The sequence below is a fragment of the Streptomyces canus genome (genome assembly GCF_030816965.1).
GTDB lineage: Bacteria > Actinomycetota > Actinomycetes > Streptomycetales > Streptomycetaceae > Streptomyces > Streptomyces canus_E.
The window spans coordinates 3882561-3909185 of record NZ_JAUSYQ010000002.1 but is presented as its reverse complement, the minus strand read 5'-3'; the positions used below and the strand labels follow the sequence as shown (position 1 = coordinate 3909185).

Annotated in this window: 28 protein-coding genes and 1 pseudogene; 11 read left to right on the top strand and 18 right to left on the bottom strand. The window is 65.9% G+C overall.

The window, feature by feature from the left end; genetic code table 11:
- Nucleotides 1-27: 27 nt before the first annotated feature.
- Nucleotides 28-444, bottom strand: coding sequence for an SsgA family sporulation/cell division regulator (locus QF027_RS18780; protein ID WP_306980733.1), 417 nt, complete (start codon nt 442-444; stop codon nt 28-30).
- A gap of 196 nt (nt 445-640) precedes the next feature.
- Between QF027_RS18780 and QF027_RS18775 the strand changes: the two genes are divergently transcribed.
- Nucleotides 641-2419, top strand: a complete 1779-nt coding sequence (locus QF027_RS18775; RefSeq protein ID WP_307075787.1) for a sigma-70 family RNA polymerase sigma factor — start codon at nt 641-643, stop codon at nt 2417-2419.
- Nucleotides 2371-2490 (top strand): annotated as a pseudogene (locus QF027_RS18770) (SAM-dependent methyltransferase); the annotation flags it as partial. The gene QF027_RS18775 and the pseudogene QF027_RS18770, both read left to right, overlap by 49 nt.
- 459 nt (nt 2491-2949) lie before the next feature.
- Here QF027_RS18770 and QF027_RS18765 read toward each other — a convergent pair.
- The 3 genes from QF027_RS18765 to QF027_RS18755 form a co-directional block, all read right to left on the bottom strand.
- Nucleotides 2950-3252: a zinc-ribbon domain-containing protein gene (locus QF027_RS18765; RefSeq protein ID WP_306980737.1), complete on the bottom strand. Its 303-nt coding sequence runs from the start codon at nt 3250-3252 to the stop codon at nt 2950-2952.
- 64 nt (nt 3253-3316) lie between these two features.
- The gene (locus tag QF027_RS18760; RefSeq protein WP_307075785.1) at nt 3317-3628 is read right to left on the bottom strand and encodes an NUDIX domain-containing protein; all 312 of its coding nucleotides are present in this window, start codon (nt 3626-3628) and stop codon (nt 3317-3319) included.
- A 66-nt stretch (nt 3629-3694) separates the two neighbouring features.
- On the bottom strand, nt 3695-4687 hold the full coding sequence (locus tag QF027_RS18755; RefSeq protein ID WP_307075783.1) for a BtrH N-terminal domain-containing protein: 993 nt from the start codon (nt 4685-4687) through the stop codon (nt 3695-3697).
- Between the two features lie 144 nt (nt 4688-4831).
- On the opposite strand from QF027_RS18755, the gene QF027_RS18750 reads away from it, so the two are divergent.
- Nucleotides 4832-5476: a class I SAM-dependent methyltransferase gene (locus QF027_RS18750; RefSeq protein ID WP_307075781.1), complete on the top strand. Its 645-nt coding sequence runs from the start codon at nt 4832-4834 to the stop codon at nt 5474-5476.
- Nucleotides 5477-5486: 10 nt separating this feature from the next.
- Here the strand turns inward: QF027_RS18750 and QF027_RS18745 are convergent, their stop codons facing one another.
- The 6 genes from QF027_RS18745 to QF027_RS18720 all read right to left on the bottom strand — a co-directional run bounded on the left by QF027_RS18745 (nt 5487) and on the right by QF027_RS18720 (nt 10814).
- Nucleotides 5487-6365, bottom strand: coding sequence for a hypothetical protein (locus QF027_RS18745; protein ID WP_307075779.1), 879 nt, complete (start codon nt 6363-6365; stop codon nt 5487-5489).
- Nucleotides 6366-6836: 471 nt separating this feature from the next.
- Nucleotides 6837-7349, bottom strand: coding sequence for a nucleoside deaminase (locus QF027_RS18740; protein WP_307075777.1), 513 nt, complete (start codon nt 7347-7349; stop codon nt 6837-6839).
- Between the two features lie 40 nt (nt 7350-7389).
- Entirely contained in the window at nt 7390-7938 is a 549-nt protein-coding gene (locus QF027_RS18735; RefSeq protein ID WP_307075776.1) for a hypothetical protein, read from the bottom strand.
- Nucleotides 7935-9665, bottom strand: a complete 1731-nt coding sequence (locus QF027_RS18730) for a hypothetical protein (RefSeq protein ID WP_307075774.1) — start codon at nt 9663-9665, stop codon at nt 7935-7937. The genes QF027_RS18735 and QF027_RS18730 overlap by 4 nt, the downstream gene beginning before the upstream one ends.
- A gap of 75 nt (nt 9666-9740) precedes the next feature.
- Nucleotides 9741-9968, bottom strand: a complete 228-nt coding sequence (locus QF027_RS18725; protein ID WP_307075772.1) for a DUF397 domain-containing protein — start codon at nt 9966-9968, stop codon at nt 9741-9743.
- Nucleotides 9969-10814 (bottom strand): helix-turn-helix domain-containing protein, encoded by an 846-nt coding sequence (locus QF027_RS18720; protein ID WP_307075770.1) that lies wholly within the window; start codon nt 10812-10814, stop codon nt 9969-9971.
- A 218-nt stretch (nt 10815-11032) separates the two neighbouring features.
- On the opposite strand from QF027_RS18720, the gene QF027_RS18715 reads away from it, so the two are divergent.
- A complete protein-coding gene (locus tag QF027_RS18715; RefSeq protein ID WP_307075768.1) occupies nt 11033-11665 on the top strand; it encodes an ATP-binding protein in 633 nt (210 codons plus the stop codon).
- Here the strand turns inward: QF027_RS18715 and QF027_RS18710 are convergent.
- Nucleotides 11662-12411, bottom strand: coding sequence for an HNH endonuclease (locus QF027_RS18710; RefSeq protein WP_307075765.1), 750 nt, complete (start codon nt 12409-12411; stop codon nt 11662-11664). The two genes, QF027_RS18715 and QF027_RS18710, sit on opposite strands and share 4 nt — an antisense overlap.
- 161 nt (nt 12412-12572) lie before the next feature.
- Between QF027_RS18710 and QF027_RS18705 the strand changes: the two genes are divergently transcribed.
- Nucleotides 12573-13628 carry a DNA cytosine methyltransferase gene (locus tag QF027_RS18705; RefSeq protein ID WP_307075763.1) on the top strand — a complete coding sequence of 352 codons (1056 nt, stop codon included), beginning with the start codon at nt 12573-12575 and terminating at the stop codon, nt 13626-13628.
- A gap of 9 nt (nt 13629-13637) precedes the next feature.
- On the opposite strand, the gene QF027_RS18700 is transcribed toward QF027_RS18705, so the two are convergent.
- From QF027_RS18700 to QF027_RS18685, 4 genes are all read right to left on the bottom strand, one after another.
- Nucleotides 13638-14027, bottom strand: coding sequence for a very short patch repair endonuclease (locus QF027_RS18700; protein ID WP_373432418.1), 390 nt, complete (start codon nt 14025-14027; stop codon nt 13638-13640).
- Between the two features lie 65 nt (nt 14028-14092).
- Nucleotides 14093-14689 carry a hypothetical protein gene (locus QF027_RS18695; protein WP_307075758.1) on the bottom strand — a complete coding sequence of 199 codons (597 nt, stop codon included), beginning with the start codon at nt 14687-14689 and terminating at the stop codon, nt 14093-14095.
- 41 nt (nt 14690-14730) lie between these two features.
- Nucleotides 14731-16119 (bottom strand): PIN-like domain-containing protein, encoded by a 1389-nt coding sequence (locus tag QF027_RS18690; RefSeq protein ID WP_307075756.1) that lies wholly within the window; start codon nt 16117-16119, stop codon nt 14731-14733.
- Between the two features lie 42 nt (nt 16120-16161).
- Entirely contained in the window at nt 16162-17127 is a 966-nt protein-coding gene (locus tag QF027_RS18685) for a NaeI family type II restriction endonuclease (protein ID WP_307075753.1), read from the bottom strand.
- Nucleotides 17128-17763: 636 nt separating this feature from the next.
- Between QF027_RS18685 and QF027_RS18680 the strand changes: the two genes are divergently transcribed.
- The 5 genes from QF027_RS18680 to chvE all read left to right on the top strand — a co-directional run bounded on the left by QF027_RS18680 (nt 17764) and on the right by chvE (nt 21857).
- Nucleotides 17764-18096: a hypothetical protein gene (locus QF027_RS18680; protein ID WP_307075751.1), complete on the top strand. Its 333-nt coding sequence runs from the start codon at nt 17764-17766 to the stop codon at nt 18094-18096.
- Between the two features lie 95 nt (nt 18097-18191).
- Nucleotides 18192-19040: a WXG100 family type VII secretion target gene (locus tag QF027_RS18675; protein ID WP_307075749.1), complete on the top strand. Its 849-nt coding sequence runs from the start codon at nt 18192-18194 to the stop codon at nt 19038-19040.
- 259 nt (nt 19041-19299) lie between these two features.
- Nucleotides 19300-19683, top strand: a complete 384-nt coding sequence (locus QF027_RS18670; protein WP_307075747.1) for a hypothetical protein — start codon at nt 19300-19302, stop codon at nt 19681-19683.
- A 177-nt stretch (nt 19684-19860) separates the two neighbouring features.
- Nucleotides 19861-20139, top strand: coding sequence for a hypothetical protein (locus tag QF027_RS18665; protein WP_307075745.1), 279 nt, complete (start codon nt 19861-19863; stop codon nt 20137-20139).
- A 626-nt stretch (nt 20140-20765) separates the two neighbouring features.
- The gene (gene chvE / locus QF027_RS18660) at nt 20766-21857 is read left to right on the top strand and encodes a multiple monosaccharide ABC transporter substrate-binding protein (RefSeq protein ID WP_306980754.1); all 1092 of its coding nucleotides are present in this window, start codon (nt 20766-20768) and stop codon (nt 21855-21857) included.
- Between the two features lie 162 nt (nt 21858-22019).
- On the opposite strand, the gene QF027_RS18655 is transcribed toward chvE, so the two are convergent.
- Nucleotides 22020-22868: a hypothetical protein gene (locus QF027_RS18655; protein ID WP_306980756.1), complete on the bottom strand. Its 849-nt coding sequence runs from the start codon at nt 22866-22868 to the stop codon at nt 22020-22022.
- A gap of 340 nt (nt 22869-23208) precedes the next feature.
- Between QF027_RS18655 and QF027_RS18650 the strand changes: the two genes are divergently transcribed.
- Nucleotides 23209-23688: a hypothetical protein gene (locus QF027_RS18650; protein WP_306980758.1), complete on the top strand. Its 480-nt coding sequence runs from the start codon at nt 23209-23211 to the stop codon at nt 23686-23688.
- Between the two features lie 329 nt (nt 23689-24017).
- On the opposite strand, the gene QF027_RS18645 is transcribed toward QF027_RS18650, so the two are convergent.
- Nucleotides 24018-25028, bottom strand: coding sequence for an SEC-C domain-containing protein (locus QF027_RS18645; RefSeq protein ID WP_307075743.1), 1011 nt, complete (start codon nt 25026-25028; stop codon nt 24018-24020).
- 101 nt (nt 25029-25129) lie between these two features.
- Nucleotides 25130-26602 (bottom strand): beta-1,6-galactanase, encoded by a 1473-nt coding sequence (locus tag QF027_RS18640; protein WP_306980761.1) that lies wholly within the window; start codon nt 26600-26602, stop codon nt 25130-25132.
- Between the last annotated feature and the right edge of the window lie 23 nt (nt 26603-26625).

Genomic DNA, 26625 nt, shown 5'->3' with positions numbered 1-26625 from the left:
GGGTACGCCCCTGTCGAGATCGCCGCCTCACACCTCGTCGAGCAGCGCCGCCAGCCCCTGGTCGAGTTCCGGCCCCAGATCCTCCGTGCCCGGCTCGACGACGGCGTAGGAGCGCAGCAGGAAGCGGCGCAGGGCGGCCGTGCCGAAGCGGATCACGGCGCGGCCCAGCGGTGAGTGGAACTCGACGACGGTCCGGGCCCACCCCTGCGGCCGTATCCGAACGTCCCCCTCTCCCGCGGATGTCCCGAGTCCCTCCTCCAGCAGCGCCCGCCCGAACATCCACGTCACGCCCTCGCCGTCGGCCGAGACATGCGCGGGGAAGTCGATGTGCACGGCGAACGGCTCGGCGGAGCTGTAGCGCAGCGTGGGACGCACCAGGAGTTCCGGGTGGTCGGAGGTGATCAGGCGGGCGCGGACGGTCTGTTCCAGGGTGGTGGGGCGCATGAGCGGCGGTCTCCTTCTCGGTGGGGAGCATGGGTCGGTTGCCATGTCGAGCCGCAGGAGTGCCCCTTGATTACGCGGGGGCCGGAGTTCATTCATGTGACCTGAATCACGGCCGGAACTGAATGGTTGAAAGTTCTGTCATCTACGCTGACAAACCCGTCCGCGTCCCGCCCGCCGGGAACTGGAGCGTCCCCGCATGACCGACCAACCGGCCAGAGTGCCCGCCCAGGCATCCCCCTCCGCGACCGCCGCATACGTGCGGATCTACGAGGAGGAACAGCCGCGCCTCGTCGCGTACGCCCGCTCGCTCACCCGCAACACCTGGGCGGCCGAAGACCTCGTCGCCGAGGCGCACTTCCGCGTGTGGCGGCGGCTGTCCGCCGGGCACGAGATCGACAACGTCCCGGCGTACCTCATGACGACCGTGCGGCACCTCGCGTCGTCCGTCGCGAGCGCCACGCACGAGACCCCGCGGGATCCGCAGATCCCCGAACAGGCGTCCTCCGGGCACGTGGAGGACCCAGCCGAACAGGTCTCCTCCACCGACCTGTTGGTACGCGTCCTCGGCGAACTCCCCGAACGCTGGGTGCAGGCCCTCTGGCTCGCCGACGCCGAGGGCCAGCCGCTGGAGACGGTCGGCCGGCAGATCGGCGCCAAGCAGGGCGCCACGGCCGTACTGCTGCACCGCGCCCGCGAGGGCATGCGTCAGGCGTTCCTGCGCTCGCAGACCGAGGCCCCCGACGATCCCGCGTGCGAGGTCCACTGGGTCCGTATGCCGGCCTACGTCCGCGGCAACGCGACCCCGCGCCAGTCCGAGCGCCTCCTCGCCCACGTCGACGCCTGCGACGGGTGCCGGGGCCGCCTCGCCGTCCTCATCCGCGCCAACAACCGGCTGCCCGCGCTCGTGGGCCCCGCGCTGCTGGTCTTCGTGGTGGGCGGCGGCACGGGGAAGTTCCTGGCGTCGCTCACGGCAGGGTCCGCGGGGGCGGCCTCCGTGACAGGGCAGGGTCTTCTTCATACGGTCCGTGCGGCGGGCCCGAAGACCAAGGCCGCCCTCGCCTCCGGTACGGCGGCTGCCGCGGCCGTCGCGGTCGTGCTGGCCCTCGGGGTGAACGAGTCGCCCGCGACGGTGACTTCGCCGGGGAAGGCGCCGGTGGCGCAGGGGCCGGTGGTACAGGCGCCGGTGACGCAGGCGCCGGTGACGGAGCCGTCCGCGGGCGCGGCGGGGGAGACGCCGGGGGGCGCCGCCCGGCAGGTTGAGCGGGATGAGGATCGGGGTCGGACTCGGGGTGACGGGGTGGGGGCCGTCGTAACCGAGGATGTCGGGGGAACGGGGAACTCCGGGGATTCCGGGAGCGCTTCGGGCAGTTCGGACGGCGGGGGTGGTGAGGGCGATCCGGGAGCACCGGAGCAGCCTGCGCCGGAGGTGCCGGATCCGGGGCCGAGCCCTGTGGAGCCCGCGCCGGAGGTGCCCGACCCGGGCCCCAACCCGGTGAAGCCCGCGCCCGGGGGTGAGGAGCCGGAGCCGCCCGCGGAGCCGGAGCCGACGCCGGCGCCGCCGAAGGAACAGCAGCCCGAGCCCGAGCAGCCGAAGCCCGGCACGCCGGGGGAGGAGCCCCCCGTACCGGAGCCGAGTACCCCAACTCCGGCTGATCCCGACCCCGTTGGTGAGACACCGGAGCCCCCGACGTACTCCGAACCGCCGACTGCCCCGGAGCCGCCGGAACCATCAGAACCGTCGGAGCCGCCCGCACCGGAGACCCCGGAGCCACCCACCCCCGGCGACGACTGCGGCCCCGCGCCCACACCCGAGCACACCACCGCACACAGTGGGAGCCATCAACGTCCTATGGGCCGGGCTGGTCCGTCGCGACGCCAACCCGGCGTAACGAGAAGCCCCCGGCTTCAGCCGGGGGAGGAGTCACGAACCTCCGCACCCGTGAGATCGAGCGCTTCTTCGACGGCTTCGAGCTGATCGACCCGGGCCTGGCCCAGGTCCCGTTCTGGCGCCCGGACACACCGTTCCTGGACAGTGAGCGGGAGTGAGTCCACACACTGGCACGCCCCGAACGGTCTTGGGCGTTCCCCCACTGCCTTAAGGGCGTGGGAGGTACCCCCAGGTCCCCGGCGTACTCGACCCCGGGGCGGCGACACGCATCCTGTGCGTGGTCCGGGCCCGGGAGGCCCCCGCGGCCGGAGGCCGCTGATGGACGCCGCCCCATGCGACCTGGCCATGTGGCTACGGCCAGAGGCGACGGGGAGGCCCTGAACCATCTCTCTGGTGGAGCAGGGGCCCCGCACGCTGGCACCGTACCCGGCGTCCCAGATCGCACGATCACGTTAACCCGATCGGCCCAGGGCCCCGCAAGCCCGCGACCGGACCATCACCCGATCGAGCTAAGTCGACCTCGTGCACACTCTCCGGCGAGCAACTACAACCCCCGCCGCCCCGCTCGCGGGAGATCGGCTTCTACGGCGGGGTGGCCCGGAAGCTCACCTGAGCCCTTACTGGTGGTACGGCTGCTGCGGGGCCTGTCCGCCCCGCACCTGACCCCCGGCCCCGCCACCGGCGGTGGCCTGCGTCTGAAGCTGCTCCGCCTCCTCCGCGCTCACCTTGCTCTCCGCACCGCAGAACGTGCACTGCGTCGCGTACTTCGTGGAGATCGGGAACAGCGGCACGAAGAACAGCGTGAACTTCGTGACGCGCTTGCGCAGGGTGTGCGCGGCCGGGTTCCCGCAGCGCCCGCACACCAGGGTGAGTATCGCGAGCTGGTACAGGTATCCCTTGGTGCCAAAGAGAATGAGCATGATGTCGTCGCCTTCCAGGGTGGGTGCTTGAGAGGCAGTATCCCCGCGGCCGGCGTCCGACCGCTCAGAGCTCCGGCAGTACGCGGTCGAAGAAGACCAGGTCCTCCGCGAAGACAGGATGCAGCCCGGCGAACTCTGCTGCTGTGACCCAGCGCACGGCACTCACCTCACCGGGGTCCACGACCACGTCCCCCGCCTCGGCCTCCGCGGTCCACCAGTGCAGCCGGAACCTCTTGTCATGGGTCTCGGATTCCCACACCTTGGCCCCCGGCACCACCCGCAGCCCGACCTCCTCCGCCACCTCCCGCACGAGCGCCTCGGCCTGCGTCTCCCCGGCCTCGACGGTCCCGCTGAGCGGCGCCCAGTACCCGGGCATCCGGGCCGCGGGCCCGCCGAGGCCTCCTCGCAAGAAACAGGTGACGTGCCCGGACCGGGTTTTGCTTCACGCCTCCAGGCGGCTCAGCGTCTCCATGGCCTCGCGTTCGATGCGTGACAGCTCGTGGAGGGCGGTGCCCGCCCGTACGAGGTACTGCTCATCGCCCGACTCCCCGGCTCGGGTGATCAGCGCGGCGACCTCCGTCCACAGCGCGGCGGCCTCGGCGTACAGCCGGTGGCCGGTGCGCAACTGGGGACTCGGCTCCAGCACTTGGGCGCATTCGGCGAGGAAGTCGCGGTAGAGATTGCGGAACAGGGCGCCGCCGGTACCGGCCTTATCCATCAGAAGGGCGGCCTGCGTCAGGTCCCGCCGCGGGTCGTCGGCCCGCTGGAGCCAGGTGCGCACCAGCTTGCCGCTCTTCTCGATGCCGCGATGACCCAGGTTGGCGATGGGCGGGTTGAGAAAAGCCTCGGCGCAGGCGGTGATGGCGGGAACGATCCTCTCGCGAGCCGCGGGCAGGTCCTGGGGAGCGGTGAGGGTGAAGGACCGGTGCCTGGCGGTCATGGGTCCACGCGCGGCCCGGGCCTGAGCAAGGCCGCCCAGACCGGTGGACACCGCTCCGCCCTGCTGCTCGGTGTCCACGAGGTAGGCGACCTGGTCGTCGTAGCCGTACAGGGCGACGACATGACCACCGAAGTGCACCTTCGACCTGAAGTAGTTCAGGTGGTAACTGTCGAGCTGTAGCCCCACGGGACGCCCGGCGTCGACGGCGGCCACCACGTTCGCCCACCCCTTCCGAGGAGAGGCGGTCTCCTGCACCCGAAGATCCAGCCCAAGGGCGCCGGCCAGATTCCTGGTGAGCTCGAACGGCCTGACCCGCCCCCCGAGAAAAGGGAACCCCATGCTCTTGCTGTCCCAGTAGACGAAGGACAGCCCACGACCGAGACCGAACAGCATGGGCTCGGACAGATCAACCCCCTGATGCCGCAACAGCACTCCCAGAGCAGTCGTCTCACAGTGCCGCATACCGCGGGCGTCGATGCCCTCTACTGTGCTCACGCGATGCTCTCCTGAACGGGGAAGACCGGCCGGGTCACAAGTCCACACCTGGGCCGTCGCAGAAGCCGAACAGGCCCACAGCTCCTGCCTTTTACGGGCACTCTTACGGGCCTTGACTCTCCTACGCCAAGGCAGGCACCCATCATGCCCAACCCGGACAGTCAGATCCCCTATTGGGACGCCGCCGCGACCACGAAGACCTTCACTCATCCCCTCCACCTGCCCTGGCTGGGCGGCCTGGACAGACACGCCGCGATCCTCGACTACGGCTGCGGATACGGCCGTGTCATGTCCGACCTCGCTCAGTACGGCTTCGAGAACCTCACGGGTGTGGACACGTCGCCGGAAATGATCAGTCGGGCCCGCCGCGAACACCCCACTCTGCGCTTCACGACCCCCGACGAGCTCCCCCGTTCACCGGCGTCCTTCGATGCGGCCCTGCTCTTCGCCGTACTGACGTGCATCCCCGCCGACGAAGCCCAACACTGCCTGATCACCGGCCTGCACCGCCTCCTGCGGCCGGGCGGCACCCTCTACATCAGCGACCTCCTCCTCCAGCCTGACGAACGCAACCGCCGCCGCTACGACCGTGATGCCGACGCTCATGGCACTTACGGCGTGTTCAGCACGAGCGACGGGGCGATCTGCCGCCACCACTCCCGCGAACGGCTCTCCACTCTGCTTGCCGACTTCGAGATCACCGAAAGCCGGACCATCACGGTGCCGACGATGAACGGGCATGCGGCGGCGGGAATCCAGATCCTCGCGAGCAAGCCCTCGGTCACCTGACGAAGTCCTGTCAGAAGGCACCTTCTCCAGGGCCGTCGGCGTCGACACTCGGTCTGTCCCAGTCGTCCCAGATCCTCGTGTCGATGCGGTGGACCACCGGCCAACCGAAGAGCGCGACCGCCATGCGTACCGTGGCCGGGTCGTACCTCTGCGAAGCCGGTCGGGTCGCCGGGTTCAGCTCCGCGTGCTGCTCACGGGCCAGACTCAGGGCGAGTTCGCCCTTGCCGGTCACGTGGGGCATGGTTCGGGTGGCCGCCGGCGGCACCGCTGAAACCAGCAGCGACATCAAGCCGATGAACAACACCAGGCCGCCCCGGACCCACGCGTGATCGAGGGCCAGTAGGGCCATCGTCGGCACCGCCGCGGCCGCGGCCGCGGCCGACCACCATCCCCGGAGTCGCTGCCCGCCGGGAATGGGCTGCCCCCGCCTCCGCAGGTAGCCCTCACCGAGCAGCCACGTCTCGGCTTCGGCCGCGAGAGGGGAGCCGCCGGGCAGACTCCACAGGTAGCGGTCCCATCTGTCGCGAGCCGGTAGCGCCGCGGCCAGCACATCGCGTTCGCAGTCATCGAGCCCCTCGGGTGCGGGACCGCGGGTGCGCCACGACGCCCGGCCCGCCACATCGGCGGGCTCCCGGCGCAGCGCCCTCTCGGCGACGAGCCGGGCCACCACTCCCAGTTTCACGCGCTCGGCTCCGCCGTAGTCGAGCAGTTCCAGTGCCACCGGGCCGAGTTCCCGCAGCGCGTCCGGCGTGACGACGGCGCTGCGCCGGTCGTCGGCCACGAACGCCTCCCGCCGGGCGTCCTCGGCGGCGCCATGTTTCGTCCCGTCGAGCGACCACGCCGTCAACGTGATCACCACGAAGCACGCGAAGACAAGCCAGTCCGTCATGCTGTGATATTGCCCGCCGCGCCTCCCGAAAGACAGACCCGGCCGAGCGTTTGAACCCCCTGTGCGTATCGGTCAGTTCCTCACTGCGCCAGGTCTCGGCAGCGCGCTCGGCAGGCGTGGCCAACAAATGCAGGAGACCGCAGCCCAGGCAGCTGTACCGTCTGGCGCCGTGAGTACGGACATCCACGGCGGTATCCAGTTCCGCCATCCCGGCGTCGGCACGGACTACTACGAGGACGAGCCGTGGGTCAGCGCGATGGACCTGTGGCCCTTGTACGACGAGACCGACTATGCGTCCTTCGTGCCATGGCAGGCCCGGAAGAGCAGCTCGAATGTCACCGAGAGTGCAACGGCAGCGTCGCAGGTCCGGGCGTCTCGGCGTGCTGTGCGCTCACGATCGTCTGCGCCGTATCGAGCTGCTCTTGCGCGGTGGATCACTGAGGTGATCAAGAGGAGTGACTGCCGGAAACCTCAGAGCTTCGGCTCAACGGGGAAAGGCAGCTTGTCCGCCCAGCCGGCGAGGGCCGAGGCTGCGATCTCACGGGCTTCACCACCTGCGGAGGTCTCCGCCAGGAGGGTCCGTTCGGCGTTGGGGAGGGCGAGTTCGCGGTAGAACTGGAGGTCCTCGAAGCCGTTGACACCGACGTCGTGACTGGTGGCGGCATACACGAGACGAGGGATGCGCGCCCAGTAGCAGGCGGTCAGGCACATGGGGCACGGTTCGCTGCTCGAGTACATCACAGCGTCTTCCATCAGATGGCGCCCGAGCTTCGTACCGGCGGCACGCAGGGCCATGACCTCGGCGTGTGCCGTGGGATCGCGGAGCTCGACGACCGAACTGGTACCCGTGGCCACGACTTCGCCGTCGATGACGACGATCGCGCCGAACGGGGTCTTGCCCTCGTCCTCAAGGGCGTGGCGGGACAGATCGATGGCCTGGGTGAGGAAGTCGTGGTCCTGAGGGGTCTCGGGAGCGTAGGGCACCTGTTCTCCAAGTGTTCCGTCGAGCCGGTTGCGGGTGCACTTACATGTAGATGGAGGGATCGGCGTCGCCGAAGGGGCCGTCGAAATCCATGTCGTAGCCGGTGAGCGGGGTGGTCGCTCCGGCGGTGGTGACGGTGTGCAACGCCAGTTCGGCCTTGTGGGGGTCGGTCCAGTCCCCGTTTTTCAACAGTTCGACCATATCCGGGATGTCTGCGCCGGACTGGTCGCCGCGGAGTATGAGCCGGTGAATGCGCGGAGCGGCGGACGAGCCTGCCGGGCAGAGCAGCACTCCCGTGGCGGACAGCCGCTCGTGCCACTCGGCGAAAGCCCGGTCGACAGCGGGCGGTCGGGAGATCGTCTCGCGGGTGAGAGGGAGGTTGTGCAGGATGACGCGGGTGAGGGTGAGACGGTCGCCGCGTCGCAGCTGAGCGGTCATCAAGGCTTGGTCCACTTCGTTACGGAAGGCCGTGAACTCGGGCTGGAGCCAGACCTGGCCACACTGCACGACCACGGCCGCGGTCACGTCCGGCGCTGCGAGCCCGGCGAGGCGTTCGCGCCAGGAAGCCATGTCTATGACGGGGTCGGTCACGATCCCTCCCGGGTGTGGGCGCCGACCAGTTGCAGGACGGCCAGGCCGGTGACGACGGCCTCGACGGGGTCGCTCTCCCCGGCCGCCCCGGGCAGCACACGCGTGGCAAGGCGGGCGGTCGCCTGCAGGGCAGGAGCGGGGAGTACGGCGAGAAAGTCACGCAGTTCGGAGTCGCTCTCGGCGGGAGTGAGCGGGGCCAGGCGGCAGGCGACGGCGAGAACCATGGCGGCGGGCCGCCGCTGGGGCTCGACCAGCGGGACAGGCAACCGGTAGGTGCGGCCGCCTCGGGCATGCCGTATCTCCGCGGTGGCCGAACCGGGAGGGTCGGCGCGGCAGACAAGACCCAGGAGGGCCTCGCGGCCCCCGGCTGCCGTGGTGAAGTAACGGTGGGTGGCGAAGGTCCGCAGGTAGGCACCCAACAACTGGTGGTCGGGCGTGAATTCGGGCCGTATCAGTTCCGGTGGGTGGGGCAGCCGGGCATCGCGCAGGGTCGCGAGCGCCGTCACGGAGACGAGGGCCCAGAAGTGGTCGTAGTCCTCGACCGAACCGAGAGCCCGTCGGGCGGCGTCGGCTTCGGGCGTGGAGACGCGGCCTTGATCGCCGTACAGGGACTGACGCAGCTGACTGAGGATGGAGGCCCCGTCCCAGTAGTTCCCCATGAACTTGGTGCCGGTGAGGATCTCGTACGTCCCGTACAGCGCGCTGGCCTGATGGGCGCCGTGGAACTCGGTGAAGTCGCCGGTCCACAGCAGCACTTGGAGCGGGCTGGTGAGAATGGAACCGAGTTCGTCATGGTGGGCGGCGGACTTGGGGTCGGGGTCGACACAGCGCAGGATCTTCAGTCGGGCGTCGGTGGTGAGGGCGGCCAGCTCACGGGCGGCCCGGCTGGAGGCGACGCCACGTACCGACATCAGCAGGGCGGTGTTGGCGAGCCAGGCGAGGTAGCGGCTGAGGGCGCCGAGCGGCGGTGCGGGGTCGGACAGCCGTCGGCAGTGACCGATCACCGAGTCGATGAGCGCATGGGCGCAGGAGACGACCTGGATCGGATCGGCACCGCCGGCGAGAGTGGCCCGAACGAGGCGGTGCAGTACGTCGAGATGAACGGTGATGGTGTCGTCGACGCCCTCGACCGGCACCTCCGCCTCCACCAACTGGTCGACGAGATGCCGAATGGCTGTCGGGTCGTTGCCGGTTGAGGCCTGACTCACGGTCCCTAGATAGGAGTTGACGATGGGATCGTGCTCAAGCCAGGCGGAGAGCGAGCCGAGACGGCTGCTGCCTCTGCTCTCTCCCTGCCGAGCCAGCGCGTCAGCCAGGGTGTGGCGCAGCAGCCGGTTTCGGCCACCGATGCTGGCCAGCCCGAAGAGCCGTACGAAGGAGAAGACTCCGTAGATGTTCGCCAGCAGGAACAGCAGCGCGCCGTAGGTGGCACTGGTGGCGTTGTCGCCGAGCAGTCCACAGCCGGTGAACAGCGCAGCGAACCATCCGATGAGCACCCACTCCCGGAACGCGATGTGCCCGTCGATCGCCCGTAACGACGGCCACGAACTCGCCGCAGAGAAGGTGAGCGCGAAGATGACCGCCTCACCGGTCAGCAGCGTCGCGAAGAAGGCGATGCTGAACTGGGTCGCGTCGACGACGTCGTCGTGACTACGGGGATAGGCGAGAGCGACGAACGCGAGGCCCACGGCGCACAGGAACAGCCAGATCTGTCTCCATACCTGCACTGTCGCTCCGTGTCCCCTGAGCCTCGCTAATGTTGCTCAACTCTTGCAGGGATGAAGGAGGTTGCCAACAGGTGATCAGGTCGGTTCGGAGTTGATCGCTGATTGCTGCAAGATGCTGCTCGTCAGGAACTCGGCCCAGGACAGTGCTGACACTGTGAGGTGCCGATGCTGTGGGCGCTTCGAGTCCCGTATGAGTACCCCGGAGGGGACGAACGCGGCTTCGACGCATTCGGTCGCGTTGCCGCCGCTGTACGACGACTTGAACCAGGCAGGCTCGGAGGTGGTTTGAGGGCCGACGGGCATTCACAGCTCCTTGCGGACGCGATGGATCATGGCGGAGGAGGCTTCCATGTCCAACGCTTGTGCGCGGAGGTACTCGAACGCAAGTCTGTATCGGTCCAGTTCCTCGTCCTTCTCCAGGAAGAGGGAGCCTGTGTGGAAATCGACATACACGACATCCAGGCCTGATTCGGCACCGCCGATGACGACGAAGCTTCCCAGAGCGGCAGCGTGGGCTCCTTTGGAGAAGGGCAAAACCTGGAGCGTTATGTGAGGCGACTCGTTGGCTTCGAGCAGGCGGTCGAGCTGTTCCCTCATGGTCGCCGACGATCCGACGAGACGGCGGATCACAGACTCGTCGAGGATGGCCCACAGGCGTGGCGGCTTCGGGCGGGAGAGGATGTCCTGCCGCTTCATGCGGATGTCGACCAGCCGCTCGATCTCCGCGGGTTCCAGCGGCACCTCGTTGGCCTTCTGCAGAGCCGTACTGTAGGCGCGGGTTTGCAGAAGGCCAGGGACGTAGACACACGCGAAGTGACTCTCGTGTACCGCCTCATCTTCCAGGGTGAGCAGGAGGTTCATGCTCTCGGGGATGGCGTCGGCGAAGGAACTCCACCAGCCTTGCTGCTTGGCGTCCTTGGCAAGCCTGACAATGGCCGCACGCTCGGCGTCGGTTGCCCCGTACTCGCGGCAAAGTGCATCGACGACGATCCACTTGACCGGTCCGGCCTGGGTTTCGTACCTGCTCACCGTTGCCTTGGAAACTCCGACGAGTTTTCCGGCCTCCTCAAGCGTCAGGCCCTTGCGGGCGCGCAACTTGCGCATCGTCGCGCCTAGTTGACGACGCCGGGTTGTGGTGCGTTCAGGCATGTGGCTCCTCCGCCAAGTACCGGGTCGTCAGGCCCGGAGATCCCATCAGGCTAGGCAGGGAGCAGCCGGACCCACCATCAGATTCACCCGATGGGTTCTCATGAGAAGTTACACAGTGAGACTTCTCTGTGCCATGCTCGCCCTCAGACCGCTACACAGTGCAGTCGTGTGAACACGGCAGGCGCAGCATCTGTGTGGCTTGGGAGGGAGGAGTAGCCATGCCCGGCTACGAGATGTCCGAGCCCCAACTCCGCTGTGTCCTGCCCTTCGAGGCGGTACCAGCGGAAGTGCGCCTTCTCCGGAAGGCCGCTGCCAAGCAGCTGAACCTGTGGGGCGTGTCCACAGCGACGGATGAGGCAGAGCTGCTCGTTACGGAGTTGGCGACGAACGTCTTCAAACATGTAGGCGAAGGCGTTTCAGCGACTCTGATCCTTGAACGGAGGGGAGAGCGGTTGAGGCTGGAGGTCCACGACAAAAGTCAGGCGGTGCCGACATCCAAGTCGGGAGGCTGTGACGAGGAGTGTGGCCGCGGTCTGCACCTTCTCGCGGCGCTGGCGGTGGACTGGGGAACTGTCCTGACCGCCGTCGGCAAGGCGGTCTGGTGTGAGATCGCGATCAGCTCGGGACAGGCATGCCGACGCATCGAGCGGGCCGTTGAGGCGCTTGAGCGATACCAGGGACGCATCGGTGGCCTTGGTCTGTGCGGAGGGAGGCGGGATAGGGCTCTGGAGGAGTCAGCGATCGAGCTGATCGCGGACCTCCTTCACTGGACCGCCGCCCGTGGCCATGATCCGGACGACATGCTCGACCGCGCTCAGGTGCACTACGAGGCTGAAGCGGACGCAGCCTAGTGGCAGGCACTCTGAGCGGACTTCCGTATCTGCTCCCGGAGGGCGGCCGGCGTGCGCCAGGATTCTCCGGGGCGGCTCCTGTGGCACATGCGGTGGCAATTGGCGCACACGCATGCGAGGTCGTCGAGCTTGGTCTCCCGTGTCCCGGAGACGTAAAGGGGAGTGACGTGATGCACTTCGATATAACCCTCGCCCAAGTCCCCGTAGGCGCGGGCGAAGTCGAAGTCGCAGACCTCGCACCGGAGTGGACGCCCGCGACGCTGAACCTGTTTGATCTTCAGCGCGCGAAGCTTCGGGTCTCGTTCACGGGCCAGCGCACGGCGGACAAGGAGGCGTCCCTCGATGGCGGATGCGCCGCTCTCGTCGACTTCATCGGGTTGCTCGGGGATGCGGTGCAGTTCCCCAGAGGAGATACCTTCCTCAAGCGCTTCGGCGGCTTGAAGCATCTCGGCCTCTCGGGTCGAAAACGCATCAATCATGAGCAGAGTGGGCTTGCCGCAGCGGGTGGCCTTGCCGGAGTACAGCCTGTGGTTCGACATGAAGTCGGTGGTCTTGCGGCTCACGCTGCCAGGAGACCGAAATCCCGGAAGGGCTCGCTGCTCCGGCGAGTGGATCGGGAGCGAGCGGATCAGCTCCGACAGGTCCTGGACCTCCTGGTCGTTGGTCCGCAGCTCGCGCCAGCCGTTCTTCACGACCAGGGCTCCGGCCAGTACAAGTTCGTCCTCGGCCCAGGCAGGTATCCGCATGTGCAATATCGTATGAGTGTTCGGCGTAGCGCAGGGTGCGTTCAGCGAACCATGGAACGTGCTGCAAACTTGGTGAGGTCTCGTTGTCAGTGGGGTCTGTCACCCTCAGTGACGGTGGATAGCAAGATGCGTCTGCCGCTGTACGACCGTAAGGAGGGGGCATGACCCGCACGAAGGACCGCAAGTACACCTCGGTGGAAATCTGCGCCGGAGCCGGAGGGCAGGCCGTCGGACTGCACAACGCGGGCTTCAAGCATGTCGCCCTGATCGAGATCGACAAGGACGCCTGCGAGACGCTCAGGGCCAACACTGAGGGCAACCCGGAGTGGACAGCCTGCAAGGTCATCGAAGCTGACCTACGGCAGTTCGACCCTGGCGTCCTGGGGCTTGAGTCTGGAGAGCTTGATCTTCTGGCTGGCGGAGTACCTTGCCCTCCCTTCTCGGCCGCAGGCAAGCAACTCGGCCGGGATGACGAACGGGACCTCTTCCCCACGATGTTGGAGCTCGTCGAGCATCTTGAGCCCAAGGCCGTGATGATCGAGAACGTACGCGGACTGCTTGATCCGAAGTTCGTGGAGTACCGCCAGGACATCATCAAGCAGCTCGTATCCCTGGGGTATGAGGAGTGCTACTGGGACATCCTGGAGGCCAAGAACTACGGAGTGCCACAGCTTCGTCCCCGCGCCATCTTGGTCGCAATGAAGCCCGAGTACGCCCGCTACTTTGAGCACCACAAGCCTGCAGAGACCAAGGTAGTCACCGTAGGCGAGGCCCTCGAAGACTCCATGAGGGAGCGGTACGACGCAGTTGCGAATGATCCCAGGGCTGAGAAGGCCTTCAAGAACTGGTACGAGAAGGCGCTGGAAGGTGTGGCACCCACGGTCGTAGGTGGTTCGAAGAAGCATGGCGGCGCTGACCTCGGCCCAACGCGTGCCAAGCGGGCTTGGGCCGAACTGGGTGTGTGCGGGATGGGGGTCGCCAACGAGCCAGAGGAAACCAAAGACGTGGAGCGTGATCTCTTCGCGCCGGCCGGTCCCAAGCTCACCGTGACCCAAGCAGCCCTGATCCAGGGCTTCCCGAAGGACTGGAAGTTCACCGGCCGCAAGACAGCGGCGTACCGGCAAGTCGGCAACGCCTTCCCGCCCCCCGTGGCCCAGGCTGTCGGTGACCAGATCTACGCTGCGTTCGAGGCTGCTGAGAAGGCGAAGAAGAACTGAGGCGGAGCCTCACCCCTTCTTGGGATTCTTCAAGCGGCTGACGGTAGCGGCGATCTTCACAGCGCATTCCTCGGCCGGATCGTGTTCCCAGAACCGGAGCACGGTCCAGCCGGCGGCCAGGAGCTGCTCATCGGTATCGCGGTCACGAGCCATGTTCCGGGCGACCTTGTCCGACCAGTAGCCCTGATTGGTTTTGGGGGGCACATAGTGCTCGGGGCAGCCGTGCCAGTAACAGCCGTCGATGAACACAGCCAGCTTCGTGGGCCGGAAGACGATGTCAGCTGTTCTGCGAAGGCCTGGCAGAGGTTTGGCAGCCACGCGATAACGCAGCCCCTGAGCATGCAACAGGCTGCGGACCAATCGCTCCGGCTTGGTGTCCCGGCTGCGGATGGCCTGCATGTTCCGTCGCCTGGCCGCCGATGAAGCCCATGACCCTTGCGGTGGCTCCCAGTCGGTTTCCTTACTCATTTTACTGGGATTCCTGCATTTCTTAGGAGCCGCTCCCTTTCGGCCTTGGACTTCCTTTTATTTCTCACAATGGTCCTGACTAGTGAAGGAAGCACTTCGAAGTTCAAATCGAAAGACCGTAGTACGTAAAAGTCAAGGCCGTCTTCTTCGTACCAATCCACATCCATTCCGAGTTCCCTCAGCTCGCGCGTGCGTCGTTCCGTGTGGACTCCGTCGGCGGTGACGATACGGAGCTTTGCCGCTTCTATCGGTTGTGAAAAATTCTCCTCAAGCAGGGAGAACAGGCGCTCGTGCAATTGATTCCCGTAGGGTGCCTTAAGGAAGCCGTCAGGGAAAAACTCCCCGTATTGGACGTTAAGCTCTTTCTGTACCTTTGCATACAGTTCCCGGAACTTGGAATTCTCCGCCGGAAGATGCATGAGCATCCGAGATTTCAAGGCATCTGCCGTCACTCGCTTGGCGTAAGTGTACGCTTCGAATAGCTCCTGAGGATTCGTGTGCCTGTTAATCTGGGAAAGCAGCGTTTGGAGAGCGTGCTCGGCGTCGGATTTGAGATTTTTCCACTCGCCCTCGAAAGGGGCCTGGTCGGGCATATGATTCTCCGTTCGGCAAACATAGCGATTTTCGTGGGAGGCTATTCAGAATCCGTTACGTCTAGCTGTTGTGCGGCGAGGCGCTGGAGAATGCGCCTGTCAGCCGGGGGCGTGCTATTGACGACTTGAGCAAACCATGGTGCAATCCAAGATGAGCTCTGAAACGGCCATTCGCCGAGTCGGAGACAGTTTCCTGGAAGCCATTCGGGGGCAGGCGGAAGTGCTGAACGAGTAGCGACAGCTACTGATACTCGTGGCTCGCCGTCAAGGGGCGGTCGGCGCCCCAGTTGTGCAGTCACTCCGATCAGCCACCAGCTCAATATATTTGGAAAAGAGTTGGGAAATGGCGGAATATGCAAGCCAGCGGCCCTGTACGCAGACAGCGTCAGGTCGGTGGGCGGCTCAGTGTGTGCTGCCTCCCGTTCGGTGACGATGATCTCTTCCGCATTCTCGGCTGCTCGGTCGATCTCTTCGTACGTCTCGGCAGCAATTTCTGCGTCCAGGAAACGATTCACGCCGCGATAAAACTGGCCCGGAGTTTCAATACGAAGTTCTGCTCCCGCACGCGCCCTTAGCTCGCTCGCTAGTGACGGCCAGGGGCGTCGACCTCGGCCGAGCTCCTCGGGTTCATACCAGTCTTCTTTCGTATCACGGGAAACGAAGAGAAGCCGGTCTCGATCAGATGAGGCTGCAATGAAGCGGACAACCTCTTCCCAGAGGAGATAATCTCCAGCAGCGGACAGCGGAGTAGTCTTTCCTGCATCGAAGAAACCTGGAGGAATCTGATTTGGGAACCTGTACGAAGATGCCTCATCCACGCGGACCCGGATCTCTGCGGGATCGGGGGCCTCAGCTATGTTGGATCCAAACAGCTCCGCAACCCGAGGGAGCACGGGATCGTTGGCATCCATAGAGGACGGCGCAAGGTCGTGCTGCTTTAGGCCCTTCACGAGAGCTATGAGTTCCTTTTTCCAGTCGTCCAACAGCATATCGACCGCTTGGCTTGAGATTTTAGATGCCAGGATCTCACTGGTTTCTGTGTCACGCGCATATTTGATCAAGAGCTCCTGAACAAATTCCCTCGCCCCTATGATTGCCTTGTTGGCTTCTCCCAATCGGCGGTTGAGGGTATTAGGAGCGTCTTTGAGCGCCTTCGCTCTCTCGGCAATCACTCGATGGCGACCGCGCACGAACTCAAGACCGACCTGATGGGGGAGCCAGAGACGCTTCTGTACGCTCTTGAGTGCGTTGAGGACTTGCTCGCGAGCCGAGGGTGTGTACTCGTACAGACTGAGAAGGACGTTCGTGTCGAGTACGACAATCCCGTGCGTGAAGAATTCTGGTCGGTCCGGGCTGTCTTCGGCTGGATTCCCCTGTAGCCAGTCCTTGTACTGCCTGATCAGTGGCAGCTCGCCCTCCGGGCCTTTCACCCGCTAGCTCCCTTGCTGATAGGTGTATTCGATTGATCAGTGTTAGACGGTGTGCTTCGGAAGCAAAGGCCCCCATTCATGCGGGTCGCCAGGGCCTGCGGGCTTCCACCATCCGCCATCGAGGTTCACTTGTGGCTGGGAATCGTCACCAGGACCAGCTTTGACTACACGTACGCTAACAAATTCTCCTTCCTCAGGCACGGGTACCTGCAGTTTGGCTGCGATTTCCTGGTGGCTGGCATAATCCCCCATGATTATGATTCCTTCACGCTGGAGCGCGGACCGGGCGCCGCCGTTGCCTCGCACGCGCTTCATGTAGTCTTTCTGTTGGGCGACGGTACGTACGACGTTGCGCCCAATGCGCCGGGACTGAACCAGGCGAAATAGCTCGTTGAGCCGCGCCTGTCCGGATTTATGCGAGAAGACGCGATCCCGATCTTTTGGATCCATGTGAAGCAAGACGTTTTCAGGTAGCACTGCATCACGCCAAAGCCAGAATATCTTGCTGCGGTGCTCGGCTTTGATTGTGAGTTTCAAGTCGCGGTTATTTCCGCCATTGAGCCATTCGCGGCGTATGCGGAGCAGTCCTGCGCTCCAGAGGCCCTTAGAATCGTCTGCCCACACCAGCAAGCACAGATGTCCGATCGCTTCGGGAGGAATCATCCAGCCGCCGAACTGCTGAGAATATTTACAATCAACATCGACGCCCGCTATCCGGTAGTCCATATCAATACCGTCACTGAATTTGAACTCGCGCTGCAGGTTAATTTCTACGAGGGTTCCAGCGTGAGTTTTTTCTGTTTTAAAAAGGGTTTTCCAGTCAAATCTGCCCGTAACTTCACCGTTGAGCAACTGGTCGATTGTGTCGCGCAGGACCACAGAGAAACGTCTGCCGGTGGGGTCGAGTCGACAAATGTGATCACGGACGGCAATCAGTGCAGGATCGTGTTGAAGGGCAGACTGGGCGCTGATGTTGATCGCGGCTGCGATGTCGTCCAGGGGGAGCACAGTCTGTTCCTCTGCTGTGGATTGGCGTTGGCGTGAGTTGGTGCACAGAGCGCCTTTGTCGGGGACATTACCCATACGGGTAGGCTTCTTGCTCTGGGATCAGCCAGTTTAAGGTGACGCACTCCCTGCGGCGATGGGCTGCGAAGCTCGACCGCAGGACTCCAAGGTCCTGTGCGCAGTCGAGTCCGGCATCATTCCTCAAGGGCCGCAGGGTCATAGGAGCGGGGTGTGACGATCTCGCGACCTATGGCGTAAATAATGTCCTTTTTGTATGTTTATTTGATAGTTGTGATCGGCTCGTGCGTCATCGACGCGTCGATTTCGTTCGGCGCGAAGTGCTCTGATGTTGGCCAGGATGCAACGGTCGCCCCTCGCTCGGCAGTCCCGCCGCGAGCTCCTCGGTTTGACGCTCGGCGGCTGAGATCTTTCAGCGCTGCCAGTCCAGGGTGAGGGCGGAGCTGGGGCCCAGGCGTGAACGATGTGGCAGCTCAACCAGACTTTGAGGAACCAAGGTCGTTTTGGCGCGGTCAAGCTGTCCCGCCTGGCTTTTGAAGGATGGCCCTGTTGGCTCCAAGGCGGCCTTGTGCTAGGAATTTTGAGAATCTTGACCAACACAACGCGCTGCACGGGGGATGCATGGCGTCACAGTATGCGGTCACTCAGGACGCACTGACCCGATTCTCAAGGACTGCGCAGGACCGCGCTGATCGGCTGCGGCGGATCCAGGAGGCGCTGGGCGCGCACTCTCCCAGTGCGAACGCTTTCGGCAAGCTCCCGGAGTCCGAGGAGACTGGTCAGGACTACCGCGAGCGTGTCGACGCCACGCTGGAGAATCTCGACTTCGCCGTAGGACAGCAGGAGCAGATCGCCGAGTTCATCGAGCGGACCGGCCGCTCGTACCAGGCGGTGGAGGACCACACGGTGGACCAGGTCCGTAGCATCGCGGCCCAGGCTCGGGGGACGATGTGAGCGGGCCGGCAGGTGCGGCGGTCGATGCCTACGGCAAGGTCAACGACTGGATGAGTCCGCTCAGCGGGCTGCTGGACGAGCTGATGCGCCCGGTGGTGGAACCGCTGGCCGAGCAGCTCGAATTCGTCACCGGCGACCCCGAAGGCCTCCAGAACGCTGCTGATCTGTGGGCCAAGCAGGCTGGTGAACTCCGCGATCTCCTGGCCGACCAGCGTCGTGATCGCGCAGATCTCGCTCATGAATGGTCCGGTGAGGCAGCGGACGCCTTTTTCGACGAACTCATCGACCTGGAAGCGGAGTTCGAGGCCGAGGCCGCGGACATGGAGGGAACGGCCGAGCTGCTCCGGGAAGCGGCCGAAGAGTGCCGCGTGGTCCAGGAGATGGTCGAGACGGTCATCCGCGAGCTGATCGAATGGGCGCTGATCACTCTCGCTGCTTCCGCCGCCTTCGCCGCGCTGACCGCGGGTGTTTCCGCGGCCGCCGGTGCCGCCGCGGCCGCCGCTGAGGGCTCCTTGGCCGCCACCCGGATCGCGAGCCTGGTGGCACGGCTCGCCAGAGCCTTGGAGAAGATCGCGGAGCGCATGAGGGCGCTCAGCGTGCTCGCCAAGACGAACAGGTTCAGTACGGCCAAGCCGTGGACTTGGAAGCACGTCGGCGACTTGCAGACCCCCGACGGGCTTCGAGCCTTCGTCGCTCATCGGGTCGTGAAGACCACGGGAAAGGCGGCACTCGGCGCGGTCGGCCTCACAGGTGACCCTGTCGGGCAGACACATCAGGAAGGCATGCAAGGCGCCATGGGCATCGGCGCCGACGAAGCCGACGACCGGCTGGCGGGGAACCGTAATCCCAGCACGGCGGCTCGTGAGGACCTCGGCATCGCCAACCCGTCAGATCACGATCACCAGACGGTGGAACCCCGGTTCCGGGACAATCCGTTCGGCTGACGACTCGTCCGATCAGAGAGACACGGGAATGAACGACGACTGCCGCGACCAGGTCCAGCCGCACCTCCAGGCCGGGGAGCGGCTGATCGCAGGCTGCAAGTGCTACATGGCTCCCGGGGTACCTGAGCGGCCGGTCTGGTTGAGACAGCCACCGCAGGAGTCGGAACTGGAGCGACGGATCAAGTCCCGCCTCCCCGGGGCGGTACAGAGGTTCCTGCGGCCGAGTGAACCAAAGCCCGTCGGGCGGGTGGAACGGAGGATGGAAGGTGCCGAGCTGGCTGTCGACAACGCCCTCACGCAGGCAGCTCACGGCAAGGGTATGCATGGCGGATGGGAGAGCCAGGCCGGGCAGTTCCTGGTGACGCACTACAGCGCCGCGCCCGCCTCGACGCTGGTGGTCGCGTTCACCGACCGTCGGGTGCTCGTACTGGCGGACCGCGCAAAACTCTGGCAGACCAGTCAGGTGTTCGAGCCGCAGTGGGAGGCTCCGCGCTCCACTGCCCTCGGAGTCCGGGCCAACCCCAAGGGTGTACTCCAGCGCGGCCGCTTCGAGCTGGTGTTCGCGGACGGGTCGTGGATCGCGTTGGTGGCCTCAGTGCCGACGCATGCCGAGCCGTTTGCAGCACAGGTGGGCGGCCGATAGATCGCCGAGCAGGGCCAAGGGGCTGGCAGGAAGGGGCTGCGTACCCACTACGGCTGTCTTTTCCGCCGAGGCTCGGATTTCCGATAGTGGTCAGCAGTCCCAGCGGCTGGTCGGCAGGGAAGCCGTCGTCGCCGGAGCGGCTCGCAGGTGGGGGCTGGTGAGGCTGCTGATCTGGATGTGGCGCACACCGACCCCGCCGGCATCCGCACCTGGCTACGCGACCGCCTCGACCACGGATGGGAACTCCTGCCACTCCTGGCCGCACTCATCACGCCCCAGCAGTTCCCGTTCCTCCTCATCGACAACGAGACCTGGGCCGGCCTCGACGCCATGTCCACCCATGACGACCTCTACACCCGCCTCACCCCCTCCTCGACAACTGCCTGTCCCGCCCAGGCGCCTCGCCCCCTCTGCTCCGCGTGGAGGCCGAAAGCAGTTTCAAACATCTTTCTGTAACCGTTCCAGTTCGCCCCGTTGACACCCCGTACACGGCCGCTTACTGTCACGCCAACTTCCGAACAGTTGGCGAGATTTCGAACATGTGAAAGGCGATTGCCCTGTGCACCCCCGGAATCAACACGCACGTGGCCGGAACGCCGTGGCGCAGCCCGACGTAGGTACAGGAGCACGCCGGCAAAGGGAGCATGAGAGTCGGCGATGCCGGACCGTAGCAACGCAATGATCGGCGATGTGCGGGATGCCGAGGGGTCTGAGCACCGACTCGAGCAACGTGCCGGGCCGGCCTGACCTCAACCGTGCGAGCGGGGTCCGCCAGTTGCTCACTCGCTTTGAAACCCGTGCACCAAGACCCCGACGACCTCGGCTGCTGCGTTCGGATCGGCAAGGGCGCCGAACTGATCCGCCCCGGTGCACCGCTCAGTCCGAAGTCCGGTCCGCCCGGGGATCTACCCGTACAGCACTCGTCTGCGACGTCTGACCCTGGCACAGCGCCCGGGAGCGCGAACAGCGCACCGACTCGCTCTCGACCTGCCTGCCGAGCGCCCGGCCCGCTCCACCACTTCCCCCTCGACGTCTGATCCGCCGCCATTCCTCAACGATGAGAAGGACAAGGAACGATCACCGTGTTCAACCGAAGAACCGCCCTCGCCTCCCTCGCCGGAGCCGCCTCCCTCGCCCTCACCGTGTCCGCCTGCGGCCAGAGCAGCGTGCGCAGCTCCGAGGGCACGTCCGAGGGCGGTACCGTCGGCATCGCCATGCCGACCCGGTCCTCCGACCGCTGGCTCACCGACGGCCGGAGCATCGTCAAGGACCTGAAGGGCCAGGGGTACAAGGCCAAGCTGGTCTACGGCGACGACGACCCGAAAGCCCAGGTCTCCCAGATCGAGAACCTGATCAAGCAGCGCGTCGACGTACTGATCATCGCGGCCATCGACGCCAAGTCGCTGAACGGCGTGCTTCAACAGGCCGCCGCTGCGCACATTCCGGTGATCTCCTACGACCGGCTCATCCTCGGCACCAAGAACGTCGACTACTACGTCTCCTTCGACAACGAGATGGTCGGCCGGATGCAGGCTAACCACATCATCAAGAAGCTCGGACTGGAGGACGGCAAGGGCCCGTTCAACATCGAGCTGTTCGCCGGTTCCCCCGACGACAACAACACCAAATACTTCTTCGAGGGTGCGATGGCGCTCTTGCAGCCGTTCCTGGACAGCAAGCAGTTGGTCGTCCCGTCGGGTCAGACCAAGCTCAGCCAGATCACCACCTTGCGCTGGGACGGGCCCACCGCGGAAAAGCGCATGAGTGGCATCCTCGCCACGTGGTACCGCAGCAGGAAGGTCGACGCGGTCCTGTCGCCGTACGACGGCATCTCCAGGGGCGTCCTGTCCGCGCTGAAGTCGGACGGCTACGGCTCCGGCAGCGGGCTCCCGGTCATCACCGGTCAGGACGCCGAGCCTGCCTCGGTGAAGTCGATCATCGCGGGTCAGCAGTCGGAGACCGTCTACAAGGACGTCCGCGAACTCGCCGACGCCGCGGCAGAGATGGTCGACGACCTACTCAAGGGCAGGCTGCCGCAGGTCAACAACAGACGCGACTACGACAACGGCGTCAAGGACGTGCCCGCCTACTTGCTGCAGCCGCAGAGCCTCGACAAGACCAACTATGAGGTTCTGATCCGGGACGGTTACTACACGGCCGATGAGCTCGAGTAGCGACGGATCCCGATCACCAGACGGTGGCCGAGCTGGCGGTTGACAACACCCTCGCTCAGGCGGCCCATGGCAAAGGGATGCCACGGCTCCGCGGTGCCGGCATCCGGATCACAGCGAGCAACCACCGCTCACCAGCAAAGACTCGCGGTGCTACCGAACTGCTTACCTGACGTCGACGAAGTCGCCGGGCGCCGTCGCTGCGGCGGTGGTGGCGGTGCCCGCGAAGACGTAGCGGTAGTAACCGTCAACCGTGGCCTTGGTGGTGGTCTTCAGGACGCCGGTGCTGTTGGTCTTGACCGTCTTGAGCGTGGTGTAGGTGTTGCTGCCCTTCTTGCGGAACTGAAGCTTCGCGGGCTGGGACACGTAGCCCGCGAACTTGCCCGTCGACCAGTTCGCGCGGGCGAGCTTGCCCGTGACCGTGATGGTCTTGCCCTTCTTGACCGGTTCGGGCGTGGCGTTGGCGGTCAGCGTGGAGGCCTTCTTGATCGCGACGGTGGCGACGTCGTCGTTGTAGCTGGCGTTTGCGTACAGGTCCCAGGCGCCCAGGAACAGCTTCCAGGTCCCGGCCACGCCGTTGTCCTTCATGTCGGTGGCGGGGTGGATGTTGAAGACGGCCTTGCAGGTGTAGGTGCCCTGGGTCGCCGTCTCCGTGCAAACGGGGTCGTCGTCCGTCCCCAGGCCGCCGGTGATGCCGTCCGTGGTCGAACTGTCGGTGCCCTGCCACAGGAAGGCCTCGGTGAGGGCGACGCCGTTCTGGTCCGTGGCGGTGTACGTGACGGTGACGGACTTCGTGCCGGTGGTGCCGAGGACGATGTCCTTGCCCCCGTTGATGACCGCGTGCGAGAACTTGGTGTTGCCCAACGAGTCTCTCGGCTGAACGGACTTCGAGGCGAAGGAACCGAGCTTCGCCGCCGCACCCGTCCGCTCCGCCGCCTGGGCGGCCACCGGAAGAGCGAGTGCGGACAGAACGACGGCGCCGGAGATGACGGTGGCCGCAACGCGTATACGCATGAATCCCCCACGGGAATCTGAGAGGCCCGCCCAAGTCCCTCCTTGGCCAGGCCTGTTGATCTCCGGATCATATGGACTCAGTTCGGGATCGGTGAAGATCCTTTGGGTAAATAGTGTGTCTTTCCCGGCGCGGGCGGGGGGCGTCGCCCAGGACCTGTCCGCCGAGGGCGGCGGTCGTGATGGTCCTGCACGCCGGGGCCGTGCTGGTCGAGCCGGTCCGCCGGACGTAGTCAGGCGGAGATTTCGTGAAAAGCCGGGTGTTGACTCCGCGACAGGCAGAACATCTGGGTGCGAACCTGTCATGTACCGGATTAGCGACATCTCACCACAGGAGTTGCGGATGAAGCGTTTACGGAGAACACAGCTGCTCGGCCTCGGTGTCATGGCGCTGATGCTCGGTCTGGTCGCCGCCCCGACCGCGCAGGCGGCACCGGCCGGGGTAGCAACTGCCGCCGCTCCCGCGGCCGTTGAGTGCAGCGGCAGCTGGGACGGCAAGTCGTACTGGGCCAAGAGCCCTTCGGGGACAAACGGGGGCGGCTACGCGCGCACCTACTGGAACGCCTCGACCAAGCGGAACTGCGCGAAATTCTTCTCCAGCCCCTACGACGGTCTGGCGTCCTACATCACGCTGTACCTCCACGACGAGAGCGGTGACTACGTCGCCGACCCGCCGCCGGAGCACCCGGCGAACTATCACTACTACGCCGGGCCGCTCTACACCTGGTTCGACGCGACCAATGAGTGCATCCACCTGAGCGGGTCACTGATCCGGGGCGGGGTGAGGTACACCCTCAGCACCCCGGACATCCGGTGCGGCTGATCCAGTGGCGTTGAACCGTCCAGCGGCACCGCTCACTTCATAGGTCGGCACCGCTCACTTCATAGGTGCCGTCGGGCCGCCCGCTTCTTGGCCAGTGTCGTGCTTCCGCGGACTGCCTCAAGGGCGGGTGGCCCAGGTGAGTTGGGGGTAAGTCAGCTGCCCTGTGAGTGGGGTTGGATTGCGCGGTCGCGTCTCGGTGGCACGCCCGGTTTGCCTAGCGGCTTGCGGCCGGTGGGAGCGCGGGCGCGCCTCGGGTGGGGTGAAAAGGGCACACCAACGCCGCCATCAAGCAGCAAGGGGCCGAGGAATCAACTCGGCCCCTCTCCGCGTCACTCGCCGTGGCACTCCCCATAAACCCGCCCCGACCCGCACCAGCACGCCGTCCCCCGTTGCGGCGGCCACTCCACCGCGCGGCCCCGTGCCGCCAGGGTCGTCGCGTACTGGGGGAGCAGTGAGATCTCCGCCGGGGACATGCCCTCCGACGCCGCGAAGGCCTCGTACGACGGGACCGTCCCCGTCACGATGCCCAGGTTCGCCGTGCCGGAGGCGGACAGCTCGCGCAGGGACGCCTCTATCGTCGCCAGGTGCTCCTCGTGGGAGGGGTACTCCGACGCCAGCGAGGGATACCCGCTCACCAGCTCGGACAGCTCCGACGCGGGCCAGTGCAGCACCGCCACCGGGAAAGGGCGGGACAGCGCCTCCCTGAACGTGCCGAGTTCGGCGCGCAGGCGGGAGATCTCCGCCTCCAGCTCCGCCGGGTTCTCCGAGCCGAGCGACCAGACGCGCTTCGGGTCGTGCAGCTCGTCCAGGGAGACCGGGGAGGAGTTGACGGTGTCCGCCAGGAGGTCCCAGTCGTCGTGGGCCAGGCCCAGCATGCGGCGGACGCGGTGGCGGCCGAAGAGCAGCGGATGCGTGGAGTACGGCGGCTCCGCCACGTCCGTCAGGAGCACCCTGGCCCCCTCCGTGAACGTCTCCTGCGCCTGCTCCAGCTCGTCGTGGGACTCCAGGGCCTCCGCGACGATCACCCAGGGGGCCGGGTCCCGGGGTGACGCCACACGGACGCCCTCGATGATCGCGCGGGCCTCGGCCTCATGGCCGTACTCCCAGAGGTTCGCGGCCTTGAGGGCTCGTACCAGATGGGGGTTCTCCAGGCCCTGGGACGAGGACAGCAACCGGTCGTAGAGGGAGGACGCGGCGGGGCGGTCGCCGGCCAGTTCCAGATGGGCCGCGGCCTGCAGGAGCAGGGCTTCGGCGTCCTCGGGATACCGGTCGGCGGTCCGCTCCAGGCGCGCCGCTTCGGCGTTGTGGTCGACGTTCTCGGCAGGCGTGTCGGGGCGCATGGGTGACACCGTACTGCCGATCAGTGGCAAAGAAGAGGGAGGTGCAGGCCAGGGCCCGGTTAACAGGAGAAGAGCCCGGGGCCCGGCCCGCACCCCCGGCCTCAGATCGTCACGCCGTCGATCTGGAGCGTCTGCACGGCCTTGGCCGCGAACGGCACCGCCACCGACTTTCCGCTCAGGAACGTGTTGGAGTACGACACGTACTTGTCGCCGCCCGTCGTCACCGTGTTCCAGCGCGGGACCAGGCCGCCGGAGCCGCCCGTGACCGTCGTGAAGCGGGACAGGTCGAAGGTCAGGGTCTGGGCCGACGTGGAGGTGTTCAGGGCCACGATGACCAGGCGCTTGGCCGAGGAGTCGTAGGCCGCGACCGCGTTGCTCACGCCCGTGTCGATGATCTTCATCCCGGGGCGGATGTGCCGGGCGAACTGGGCCATGACGTAGTACTTCGTCTGGACCGCGGTCGGCTGGAGGGTGTTCTGGTCGTACGCGATCATCGCCCAGCCCGTCGACGGGTCCATGACCTGCCAGTAGACCCAGGCCGTGGGGTGCAGCCAGCGGAAGTCGTAGAGGAGGTTGAAGGCCATGGTGTAGCCGGTGCCGTCGCTGTCGCCGGTCTCGGAGTTCCACAGCTTCTTGCCGGCCGTGGTCACGACGTCCGTGTACAGGAGGTCCCTGCGGCCGCTCGAGCCCTGGTAGCCGTGCACGTTGACCTGGTTGACGTACCCCTTCGTCGTCGAGCTGAAGGAGTTCCAGGTGGTGCGGGCGAGGTCGTAACTCGTCTCGTCGGAGGCCGAGATCTTCACGCCGGTCAGGCCGCGGTTGTTCAACTCGCTGCGCAGGTACGGCAGTACGGCCGACTGGACCGTCGCGTCCATGTGGCATCCCTCCTGCGTGCCGGTCGCCGTCCACCAGGACGAGGAGGGCTCGTTGAAGGCGTCGACCGTCGAGAAGTTCACGCCCCAGTTGTTCTTGGCGTACAGGGCCGTGGCCGCCAGGTGGGAGGCGTGCTGGCGGTAGTTCCAGGTCTGGAGGTTGTTGCCGCCGCCCGAGGCGCCCGAGGGGTTGTGGTTGCTGCACATCCACCACATCGGGGAGTTCGCGAAGAGCTCCGAGGTCGCGCCCCTCGACGTCGCCTTCACCAGCATCGCCCGCTGGTTGGCGTCGGCCGTCCAGTCCCACGCCGAGGACGTCGGGTCCTCGTTGTTCCAGTCCTGCCAGTAGCCCTCGATCTGCTTGAAGGCGGGGATGTTCGGTGACGCGACCATCGACGAGCCGTTCACCGTGTTCCAGCTGGACGCGCCCAGGTTGTAGCGGGCGATGTTGAGGCCGAGGCCGGGGAGCGTGGTGCCGTTGTAGGACGTCGACTTGGTGGTGAAGAAGATGTCGGCGAAGTCGTCCCGGGCGCCGAACACGTTGGCCCACCAGGCCAAGGAGGTGCCCCAGCCCTCCCAGGTGCCGTACGACGTCCCCGGGCTGACCGCGATCGTGGCGTCCGCGCGGGCGGTACCGGTGGCCAGCGCGCTGCCGAGGAGGGTGCCTCCTGCGGCTGTCAGCAGCGTTCTGCGTCGGATCATGGCTACTCCGAACTCCGATGGAT